This window comes from Colwellia marinimaniae (assembly GCF_002207865.1).
In the GTDB taxonomy this organism is placed as follows: domain Bacteria; phylum Pseudomonadota; class Gammaproteobacteria; order Enterobacterales; family Alteromonadaceae; genus Colwellia; species Colwellia marinimaniae.
On record NZ_BDQM01000106.1, the window covers coordinates 1 to 611 of the forward strand.

Below are 611 nucleotides of genomic sequence, written 5' to 3' on the forward strand. Positions count from 1 at the left end.
CCATTGAGGATCTTAAAACTTACTTCCTGCACCTTGTTGAGCATAAGTCATGGAGTCACGTTAAGATCACCCGTTGTGCCATTCAATTTTTCTATACCCATGTGCTACAACGCCCTTGGCAGTGGGTGGATATCGTCAAACCACCCAAAGTACAAGCACTTCAAGACGTTTTATCTTTAGCTGAAGTAGCCGCCATTATTAATACCACACGCCAATTGCGCTACCAAGTGTATTACTTAGCCACCTACAGTTTAGGCTTAAGATTATCTGAAACCTTAAATTTACAGGTCGCTGATATTGACAGCCATTTGATGCAAGTTCATTTGCGCTTCACTAAAAGTAAAAAAGACCGCTTTGTTCCTTTGCCACAAGCCACCTTACTGGCATTGCGGCATTACTGGAAAACACATCGCCATCCCAACTTATTATTCCCTGGTGGTAAACCGCCACATAGTCGCGAAGGTAAAACGCTGGTGATGGATAAAGGCGGCGTACAAAAAACCATTAAAATCGTGGCTAAAGCCTGTGGTATCACTAAAAATGTTCACGTTCATACCCTGCGACATTCGATTGCTACTCACATGCTTGAGCGTGGCGCGAGTTTGCGCTCA

1 protein-coding gene is annotated in these 611 nt (G+C 44.0%); it reads left to right on the top strand.

What is annotated here, in order from left to right; genetic code table 11:
- Positions 1-611, top strand: a 611-nt coding sequence (locus tag MTCD1_RS18375; protein WP_143760147.1) for a tyrosine-type recombinase/integrase, incomplete at both ends; no start/stop codon positions are given.